We start from the raw sequence: 9,200 nt of genomic DNA on the forward strand, positions 1-9,200 counted from the left end.
GAGTGGTACGGCCGGTTCTAACCGGTCATACCACTCACGACCCCTTAGGCGTTCTGGCCGCCGTCGACGGTGATCGTGGTGCCCGAGATGTGGCGGCCGCCAGGGCCCGCGAGGTGTGCGACGGTGGCGGCGATGTCCTCGGCGGCGCCGTAGTGGCCCAAGGCGCTCAGCGCGCGCTGGCCATCGGCGTGCGGGCTCGACGCCGGGTTCATGTCGGTGTCGGTCGAACCGGGCTGCACCAGGTTCGCGGTGATCTGGCGCGCGCCGAGGTCGCGGGCGAGGCCACGGGTCAGGCCGCTCAGCGCCGCCTTGCTCGTCGAGTAGAGCGTGATGCCAGGCCGCGAGACGCGGTCGGCCAGGTTGCTGCCGATCGAGATGACCCGGCCCCCGTCCGGCATGTGCGGCAATGCGGCCTGTGTGCCGACGAGCACCGCGCGCACGTGGATCGCCAGCACCCGGTCGATCTCGTCGACGGTGATGTCCTCGATCGGCCCGGCACTGAACACGCCCGCGTTGTGCACGACGACGTCCAGCTTCCCCAGCGCGGCGGCGGCCGCGTCGACGGCGGTGCGCACCGAGCGCGGGTCCGCACTGTCGGCTTGGAACGCGAAAGCCTTGCGTCCCAACGCTTCTATCCGGCCGACGACTTCGGCGGCCGCGTCGGCGCCGGACACATAGGTCACCGCGATGTCGGCTCCTTCGGAAGCGAGCCTGACCGCGATCGCCGCACCGATGCCCCGGCTGCCGCCGGTCACGAACGCGGTCTTTCCTTCGAGCTGCATGTGGGCCCCCGTATTCTGTAGTGGTCATTACAGAATTCACCGCGCGGTAGCATCGGGTCAAGTCATTCTGTGTCGATCGCTAAAGAAAGTTGCCCATGTCACGAGGACGCCCCAGGGCCTTCGACCGCGAGGCCGCGTTGAAAGCGGCCATGCTCGTCTTCTGGGAGCGTGGCTACGAAGGCACCTCGATCACCGACCTGACCGAGGTCATGGGCATCAATTCACCCAGCCTGTACGCCGCGTTCGGCGGCAAGGAGGCACTCTTTCGTGAGGCCGTGACGCTGTACGGGACCACTGCGGGTAGCCGTACCGAACGGGCGCTGGTCGACCAGCCGACCGCGCGGGCGGCCATCGAGGCCATGCTGCGCGACAACATCCACGAATATCGCGCCGATGATCACCCGAGCGGGTGCATGGTCATCCTGTCCGCGACCAACTACACCGCGGCCAGCAAGCCGGTGCACGACCACCTCGCCGACCTCAGGCGGGACACGGCGAACGAGATCCGCAAGCGCGTCGCGCGCGGTGTCGACGACGGCGAGCTGCCGCCGGGCACCGACGCGGTCGCGCTGGGCACGTTCTACACAGTGGTGCTCAACGGCTTGTCCGTGCTCGCGCGAGACGGCGCGAGCTTCGACGAACTGTCCGGAGCGGTCGACACGGCCATGGCGAGCTGGCCGGAAGAAGCGCATAGAAAAGGCTGAAGGGCGGCACCCCCGCAGGTGCCACCCTTCAGCCGTGGACGTCGGCCCGTCAGCCGCCGGCCATGCTCAATGCCCGCTTGTCCTGCTTGATGATGTTTTCCCGTTCGGACTCCGACAGCCCGCCCCAGATCCCGTAGGGCTCGTGGACCGCCAGCGCGTGCTTCCGGCACATCTCCAGCACCGGGCAAGCGAGACAGACCGCTTTCGCTCTGGCTTCCCGCCTGGCCCTCGCCGGTCCGCGCTCGCCGTCCGGGTGGAAGAAGGACGCGCTGTCCATTCCCCGGCACGAGCCTTCCAGCTGCCAGTCCCATATATCGGCGTTGGGACCAGGGAGCCTGCGCGTGTCTGCCATCTTGACCGCCTCCGTCGGCTCTGCTACTCCATTCGGTGCAACGGCCGTAACGTTAGAAGCGCGCCAATACTTGTTCAAGAGCTGTCGCCCGATTGTGAGCGGTGGGGCAGGCTCCGGTTGCCGCCTGTGCACAACGCCTGGATATTGGGACGGGTGGGATCCGGGTCGAACTCTGATGAACCCACCCTGCCGGTCGCCTCGGTCGCGCGCCGGCTCGGGGTCGCCCCGTCCACCCTCCGAACTTGGGACCGCCGTTACGGAGTAGGCCCGAGCAGGCACACCGACGGCCGTCACCGCCGCTACGGCACCTCCGACATCGGCAGGCTCGAACTCATGCAGCGTGCGCTGCTGCGCGGCGCCTCGACGGCCGAGGCGGCGCGCTACGCGCTCGAACAGATGCCGAAGTCCGTTCTCACCCGAACGGACCAGCCGATGCCGTCGCCGGGCACCGCGCTGAAGATCGACACCCCCGAGGGCGCCGTCGTGCTGCCCGCCGAGGACGGCGAGGAGCGGGACGGCCCGTCCAGGCTCGCGCGCAGGCTGAGCACCGCCGCGCTCGCCATGGACGTCGGCGCGGTGCAGCGCATGCTCGCCGAGACGATCGCCGAACTCGGCGTGGCCGCCGCGTGGGAAGGCGTGATCGAACCCGTGCTGAGCGCGCTGGGCGCACGCTGGCGCGGTGCGTCCGGCGGCGCGGGCGCCGAAGTCGAGTACCTGCTCGCGGAATGCGTCTACGCCGCGCTCGTGCGTGCCACCCCGGTGCTCGCCGCGCCGCGCAACCATCGTCCGGTGCTGGTCGCCTGCGTGCCGGACGAGCGCGACACCATGCCGATGTACGCGCTCGCCGCGTGCCTGGCCGACCGCACGCTCGGCACCCAGCTCTTCGGCGTGCCGCTGCCTGCCGACGTGCTCGCGGTCGCCGTGCGCCGCAGCTCGCCCGCCGCCGTCGTGCTCTGGGCGCAGCGCAAGGGCATCGCCGACCCGAGGCTGTTCGCCCGCATCTCGCGCGGCGGCTCGCGCGGCAGGCTGTTCGCGGCCGGTCCCGGCTGGGATCGCGCGTCGCTGCCCGGCAACGTCGAGCATCTCGACGACGTCGCGGCCGCCGCTGACCGCGTCGAATACGTTCTTGTCGGTACCGGGCGCTAGAAAGGACCAGTGCCCGACCTGAGAGCGGCCGCGTTCGGCGACGCGCCCGTATTCGACCTGCCGCCAGCCGAGACGCCGCTCGACCGGCTCCTGACCGCGATCGTGCTCGGTGCCCGCGGCCGGTATGCCGCGGCCGCGACATTGCTGACCGAGCTGGGACGCTGGGAGGACCTGGTCATCGCTTCGCTGGCGATGAGCACGCTCGCCTCGCATCGAAGGCAGCTCGGCGGGCACGACGCCGCGCGAGGGCTCGACGGTGCCGCCTTCGCGCTGGCCATGCGTGCCGCTGAGGACGCGGAGGACCCGGACGGGCTCGACACCGCGGGTGCGCGCGCCGACGCGCTGCTGGGGCTCGCCGCGGACAATCTGGGTGCCGGTCGGCTGACCGCCGCTCGGCGGTCGCTCGACCGGGCGTTGACGATCCCGACCGGGTGGCGCGGCCGCGTCCGCGCGGAGTGGGTCACCGCGGAGCTGGCACTCGCGTCAGGACGGCCGGATGACGCGATCGATCCCGCCGAAAGAGCCATCGTGGTGTCCGCCGAACGGCGATCGCGGAGACACTTTGTCAAGTCGAGGCTGGTGCTGGCCGCTACGCTGTCCGCTGGCGATTCGACGGGGAGGGAACGCGCGAATGAACTGGTCACCGCCGCCTTGAGCGATGCGGAAGAATGCGAATTGCATTCACTTATTTGGCCCGCGTGTCTGATCGCCGCGGGCATCGAGGGGCAACTTCGCGAGAAGTATCGATTCAGGAGCGCACAGGTGTTGCACGCAGTGTTACTGCGCGCAGATCCTGTCGGTAGGCGGATCGCGAGGCAATCGCCGTGGGTGCCGGTCTGACCCCCGTTGGCCCTGATGGAGGGCCCATTCCGGCATCCGGGCTAAGAAACTTTCAAAAAAGCCACCGGATCGTGTCAAGGTCAGGGCTAAAGCGTCCGATAGGGGATATGGAATGTCACCCGGCTGCAGGAAGGAAACCCCGTGACGACGGTCTTGATCTGCGACGACCGACGCAGTGTCCGCGAAGGGCTAACTCGCGTGATGTCTGCTGTTCCAGGGGTCAGTCGCATCGACTGCGTAGCGCACGGTGACGAGCTGCTGGCCAGGTATTCCCGTCAGCCGGTCGATGTCGTGCTGGTCGGGACACAACGTGCGGTGCCGACCGGGGTCGAGGCCACCAGGCGTCTCGTCTCCGCGAACCCCCAAGCGAACGTGATCGTGTTCGGCGCACCCGACGACGCCGGCAGCATCGCTGCCGCCATCGCCGGCGGCGCCCGTGGCTATCTCCGCTGGGACGCGTCCCGGCCGGAACTGGTCGCGGCGCTGGCGCACACACTGGCGAGCACCTCGGTGCCCGCGCCCCGTCAGCCCTCCGACCCCGGAGTCCAGCTCACCGAGCGGGAACTCCAGGTGTTGCGTGGGATGAGTCAGGGCAAGAGCAACGGCCAGATCGGCCGCGAGCTCTACCTCTCGGAAGACACTGTGAAGACGCACGCCCGCCGCTTGTTCCGCAAGCTGGGTGTTCGTGACCGCGCTCAGGCCGTCGCGCACGGCTTCCGCCGCGGTCTTGTTTCGTGAACTGAAGTACTAGGCACTGTCTGCAGCATCCCGGTGACAGACTGGCGGGCCAGGGGGTTCAACCCTGGCCCGCGTCGTGTTTTCGGTCACGGGCCGATCACGTTTTCGGCCGAACGGGTATCTCTGCCGTTCTCGCACGTCTCCTGCGCACGAGCCGCGTACCTCCTTGTGGCGCTGCTCGTTGAATCTGCGGAGATCGAGTGAGAGGTGATCTGTCCTCCCTATCAGGGCGGGCGCGCCGGTGAGGACCGTTGGACGAGGTCGCCGGTGCCGGAAGGTACGGTAACTACCACCGGTGTGGGGTTGGTTCTTCGCCGACACCGGACTATTTGCACGCCTACACGTAACGCTGGGACTGTTGTCTGCGATGGCCAATGTGGGGGATGGACTGGATGAGCCGGTCGCCGCTGCTGTCGAGGGTGATCCCCAGGCAGTGGAGCGGCTGCTGGCTTCTATCCGTCCTCTCGTAGTGCGGTACTGCCGCGCGCGAGTTGGCAGGCAGGAGCGTTCGTTCGCTTCGGCAGACGACGTTGCCCAGGAGGTGTGTCTCGCGGTGCTCACGGCATTGCCCTCGTATCGTGATCAAGGCCGCCCATTCCTGGCATTCGTCTATGGCATCGCCCAGCACAAGGTCGCGGACGCGCATCGCGCCGCGGCCCGTAACAGAGCGGAGCCCGTCGCCGAAGTACCCGACGAGATCGAGAACGGCGTCGGGCCCGAGCAGCGCGCACTGCAAGGCGAGCTGAACGAGCGTATGTCGACACTGCTCCGAGTGTTGCCGGACAAGCAACGGGAGATCGTGGTGCTGCGGGTCGTGGTCGGTCTGTCCGCCGAAGAGACCGCCGACGCCGTGGGTTCGACCCCCGGCGCCGTCCGCGTCGCCCAGCACCGTGCCCTCGCGCGGCTGCGCAAGGTACTGGCCGCCGAGGAGGTGATCTGAGTGACCGATCGCGAAAACCGACACGACTGGTATGGCTCCGAGCCCGAGTTCGAGCTGCCGCCGTTCCCGTTGGGGATGACGGCGTCCGAAGCCGAGTTCGCCGCCGATCTGTCGGCGGTGCAGGCCGATGACGCATTGCTCGACGCGTTGGGCGGCTCCGATCCCAAGGTCGCCGACGGTCTAGGTGACCAGGAACTCAACGCGCTGCTGCTCGCGTGGCGCCGTGACATCGATAGCGAACCGCTCGCCGACCTGGTCGACACCGACACGGCGATCACCACCGTCAAGACCGCGGCGCTGGCCAAGAAGTACGGGCAGCGCGGCGCGAGACGCAGAACGCTCGTCCCGGTGGCCGCCGCTGCCGCCGTGCTCGCCATCCTGTTCACCGGCACCGGGCTCGCCGCGAAGGACGCCCGCCCCGGCGACACCCTCTGGGGCCTGACCAAGGTCCTGTATGCGGATCACGCGCGGTCCATCGAGGCCGCCGCTGCCGCCAGGCTCGACCTCGAGCGGGCCAACCTCGCGCTCGCCGGCGGCAGGCTCGACGACGCCCGCAAGGCGCTCGACGACGCGAAGGCCGCGTTGCGCCAGGTCTCGCCCGACGACAATCTCGACCAGCTCATGGATCAGCACCGGCAGCTGAGCGCCCAGCTCGCGAACCCGACCGGCGCCAACCCCCCGCCTGCCACCACGACCTCCGGCCCCGGCTCGCCGAGCTCGATCACGTCGGTCCCGCAGCAGCCCACGACCTCCGTGATCCCGCCGGGAACCGGTGACGGCAGCACCAAGCCGACGCCGACCTCCTCGTCCAGCCCGAGCCCGACGCCGACGCCGACCACGTCGACGACGCAGTCCGGCACGGCGAACGTGCCGGGCACGAGCCCGCGCTACGAGGTGCCCGACTCGTCGGACACCACGACCACCACCACGTCAGCCACGCCGTAACCCGTTAAGACGAACAATGGCCCCATGCGCCTAGGGTGCACGGGGCCATTGCTTTTCCGGCTGGTGAAAACTCGCCGGGGGTGAAAATTCAGTAGGCGCTCTCGTTGGCGGTCACGCCGTCGGCGAAGCCGCGGCAGTAGTCCCAGCTGACGTAGTCGCCGGGGTTCGGGTCGAACGCGGGCTCGTGCGGGCGCATGCGCCCGTCCTGCAGCAACTGCTCCAGGCTGGCGCGTAGCAGGTGCCAGTCGTGGTAGTGAGGTTCGTCGCAGTCGCCGCAGTCCACGACGATCCCGCGCACGCCACGGGGTTCCAGTAGCGCCTGGTAGACGGCCAGGTCCGACAGATCCGCGAGCAGTTCCGTGCGCTCGTCGGGGCTGATCGGCTCGTCGAGCTGGTCTTCGGCGTCGGTGAAAGCTTTGGCCGGGTCGTTCGGGTCATCCTCGAACGGGTCTGGGGGCAACGCATCGTGCGACACGACCTGCACGCTACCGGGCGGCCACCCGGCCGGGGCACGCGCCCGGCCCGGATATCATCAGGGGAAGCCACCGCGCTGTGTCCCACCTCCGCCAAGGAAGGCCCCCCACCTGTCATGACCAGCGAGAGCATTGCAGCCGCCCCGAGCAAGTTCGCGATGCTCGGCCTCACCTTCGACGACGTACTGCTGCTCCCCGCCGAATCGGACGTCGTACCCAGCGCCGTCAACACGAGCACCCGGCTGAGCCGCAACGTGACGCTGCGGATCCCGCTGGTCTCCGCCGCCATGGACACGGTCACCGAGGCCAGGATGGCCATCGCCATGGCCCGCCAGGGCGGCATGGGCGTGCTCCAGCGCAACCTGCCGATCGACGTGCAGGCCACCGCCGTCGAGATCGTCAAGCGGTCCGAAGCCGGCATGGTGACCGACCCGGTCACCTGCTCACCGGAAGACACCCTCGCCGAGGTCGACTCGCTGTGCGCCCGGTTCCGTATCTCCGGTGTGCCGGTGACGGACGCGGCGGGCACGCTGGTGGGCATCATCACCAACCGCGACATGCGGTTCGAGGTCGACCACAGCCGCCCGGTCAGCGAGGTGATGACCAAGCTGCCGCTGATCACCGCGCAGGTCGGCGTCACCGCGGACGCCGCGCTCGGCCTGCTGCGCCGCCACAAGATCGAGAAGCTCCCGATCGTCGACGGCGCAGGCAAGCTCCGCGGCCTGATCACGGTCAAGGACTTCGTCAAGACCGAGCAGTACCCGAACGCCACCAAGGACCCCGACGGCCGCCTGGTCGTCGGCGCGGCGGTCGGCGTCGGCGCCGACGGCCACCAGCGCGCGATGGCACTGGCGGACGCGGGCGTCGACGTGCTGATGGTCGACACCGCGCACGGCCACTCCCGCGCGGTCATCGAGACCGTCTCGCTGCTCAAGAAGGAACTGGGCGACACCGTCGACGTCGTCGGCGGCAACGTCGCGACGCGGGCAGGCGCGCAGGCGCTGGTGGACGCGGGTGCGGACGGCGTCAAGGTCGGCGTCGGCCCCGGCTCGATCTGCACGACGCGGATCGTGGCCGGTGTGGGTGTGCCGCAGATCTCGGCGATCTACGAAGCCGACCTCGCGTGCCGCCCGGCGGGCATCCCGGTCATCGGCGACGGCGGCATCCAGTACTCGGGTGACATCGCCAAGGCCATCGCGGCCGGTGCGTCCACGGTCATGCTCGGCAGCCTGCTCGCGGGCACGGCCGAGTCGCCGGGCGCGCTGATCCTGGTCAACGGCAAGCAGTTCAAGACCTACCGCGGCATGGGCTCGCTCGGCGCGATGCAGTCACGCGGCGAGGCGAAGTCGTACTCCAAGGACCGCTACGCCCAGGACGACGTGCTGTCCGAGGACAAGCTGGTCCCCGAAGGCATCGAAGGCCGCATCCCGTTCCGCGGCCCGCTCGCCAACGTCGTGCACCAGCTCATCGGCGGCCTGCGGTCCGGCATGGGCTACGCGGGCGCTCAGACCATCGCCGAGCTGCAGGAAGCGCAGCTGGTCCGAATCACCGCGGCCGGGCTGAAGGAAAGCCACCCGCACGACATCACCATGACGGTCGAGGCGCCGAACTACACGTCCCGTTAGTCCGCCCTTCGGGGCATAGGCGACGCCCTCCAGATCCGCGAAGCTTGGCGCTGTTTGGCCGAACGGATCTTGGAGGGCGTTTCGCATGGCTTTCTCGCGACGGATGCTGGCGACGGTGGTCACGGCCGCGACACTGGCGGTCGGCGGCAGCACGGCGGCGACGGCGGGCGCCGGTGACCCCGCCACGGCCGACGCCAACGCGGCGACGTCCTCGCCAGGCGAAGTGTGGAAGAAGACCACGCTCTACTTCGGCACCGGCAAGCCGGACGGCACGGAGGTCACACCCGCCGAGTTCGCCGTGTTCTCGGACAAGGAGATCACCGGCGCCTTCCCCGACGGCTTCACGCGCGTGGCCGCGGACGGCCAGTTCAAGGGCGCGAACGGCGAGATCGTGCGTGAGCACTCGTACCTGGTGATCCTGCTGTACCCGCTGAACGACCGGAACGCGAACCGGGAGATCGAGGACATCCGCAAGGACTACAAAAAGGAGTTCCAGCAGGAGTCCGTCCTGCGCACCGACACGGTGGAGAAGGTCTCTTTCTAAAGTGCTCGTGAGCGTTGCGGGCGGGGGGTAGAGGCCCCCCACCACCCCCAAGAAACCCCCGCCGCGGGGGTGGGCGGCCGAAGAGCACAAAATTGTGTTGGGGGTGTTTGC

General features: G+C 69.1%; 11 protein-coding genes. 8 read left to right on the forward strand and 3 right to left on the reverse strand.

Features of this window, described 5'->3' with window-relative positions:
* Nucleotides 1-44: 44 nt before the first annotated feature.
* Nucleotides 45-782, reverse strand: coding sequence for an SDR family NAD(P)-dependent oxidoreductase (locus ACFV15_RS31940; RefSeq protein WP_378354982.1), 738 nt, complete (start codon nt 780-782; stop codon nt 45-47).
* A 95-nt stretch (nt 783-877) separates the two neighbouring features.
* Here ACFV15_RS31940 and ACFV15_RS31945 point away from each other — a divergent pair, with 95 nt between their 5' ends.
* Entirely contained in the window at nt 878-1,486 is a 609-nt protein-coding gene (locus tag ACFV15_RS31945) for a TetR/AcrR family transcriptional regulator (protein ID WP_378354984.1), read from the forward strand.
* A gap of 49 nt (nt 1,487-1,535) precedes the next feature.
* Here ACFV15_RS31945 and ACFV15_RS31950 read toward each other — a convergent pair whose 3' ends face one another.
* The gene (locus ACFV15_RS31950) at nt 1,536-1,838 is read right to left on the reverse strand and encodes a WhiB family transcriptional regulator (protein ID WP_091293750.1); all 303 of its coding nucleotides are present in this window, start codon (nt 1,836-1,838) and stop codon (nt 1,536-1,538) included.
* A gap of 153 nt (nt 1,839-1,991) precedes the next feature.
* Here ACFV15_RS31950 and ACFV15_RS31955 point away from each other — a divergent pair, with 153 nt between their 5' ends.
* From ACFV15_RS31955 to ACFV15_RS31975, 5 genes are all read left to right on the forward strand, one after another.
* Nucleotides 1,992-2,984 (forward strand): MerR family transcriptional regulator, encoded by a 993-nt coding sequence (locus ACFV15_RS31955; protein WP_378354986.1) that lies wholly within the window; start codon nt 1,992-1,994, stop codon nt 2,982-2,984.
* A gap of 9 nt (nt 2,985-2,993) precedes the next feature.
* Nucleotides 2,994-3,824, forward strand: coding sequence for a hypothetical protein (locus tag ACFV15_RS31960; protein ID WP_378354988.1), 831 nt, complete (start codon nt 2,994-2,996; stop codon nt 3,822-3,824).
* A gap of 141 nt (nt 3,825-3,965) precedes the next feature.
* Nucleotides 3,966-4,562: a response regulator transcription factor gene (locus ACFV15_RS31965; protein ID WP_003073605.1), complete on the forward strand. Its 597-nt coding sequence runs from the start codon at nt 3,966-3,968 to the stop codon at nt 4,560-4,562.
* Nucleotides 4,563-4,929: 367 nt separating this feature from the next.
* Nucleotides 4,930-5,502 (forward strand): sigma-70 family RNA polymerase sigma factor, encoded by a 573-nt coding sequence (locus ACFV15_RS31970; RefSeq protein WP_370946496.1) that lies wholly within the window; start codon nt 4,930-4,932, stop codon nt 5,500-5,502.
* Nucleotides 5,503-6,447 (forward strand): anti-sigma-D factor RsdA, encoded by a 945-nt coding sequence (locus ACFV15_RS31975; protein WP_378354989.1) that lies wholly within the window; start codon nt 5,503-5,505, stop codon nt 6,445-6,447.
* An 88-nt stretch (nt 6,448-6,535) separates the two neighbouring features.
* On the opposite strand, the gene ACFV15_RS31980 is transcribed toward ACFV15_RS31975, so the two are convergent.
* Nucleotides 6,536-6,931, reverse strand: a complete 396-nt coding sequence (locus tag ACFV15_RS31980; protein ID WP_378354991.1) for a DUF5319 domain-containing protein — start codon at nt 6,929-6,931, stop codon at nt 6,536-6,538.
* A 105-nt stretch (nt 6,932-7,036) separates the two neighbouring features.
* On the opposite strand from ACFV15_RS31980, the gene guaB reads away from it, so the two are divergent.
* Nucleotides 7,037-8,545, forward strand: a complete 1,509-nt coding sequence (gene guaB, locus ACFV15_RS31985; protein WP_378354993.1) for an IMP dehydrogenase — start codon at nt 7,037-7,039, stop codon at nt 8,543-8,545.
* Between the two features lie 85 nt (nt 8,546-8,630).
* Nucleotides 8,631-9,089: a DUF3574 domain-containing protein gene (locus tag ACFV15_RS31990; protein ID WP_378354995.1), complete on the forward strand. Its 459-nt coding sequence runs from the start codon at nt 8,631-8,633 to the stop codon at nt 9,087-9,089.
* Nucleotides 9,090-9,200: the final 111 nt, after the last annotated feature.

This window comes from Amycolatopsis sp. NPDC059657 (assembly GCF_042734395.1).
In the GTDB taxonomy this organism is placed as follows: Bacteria; Actinomycetota; Actinomycetes; order Mycobacteriales; family Pseudonocardiaceae; genus Amycolatopsis.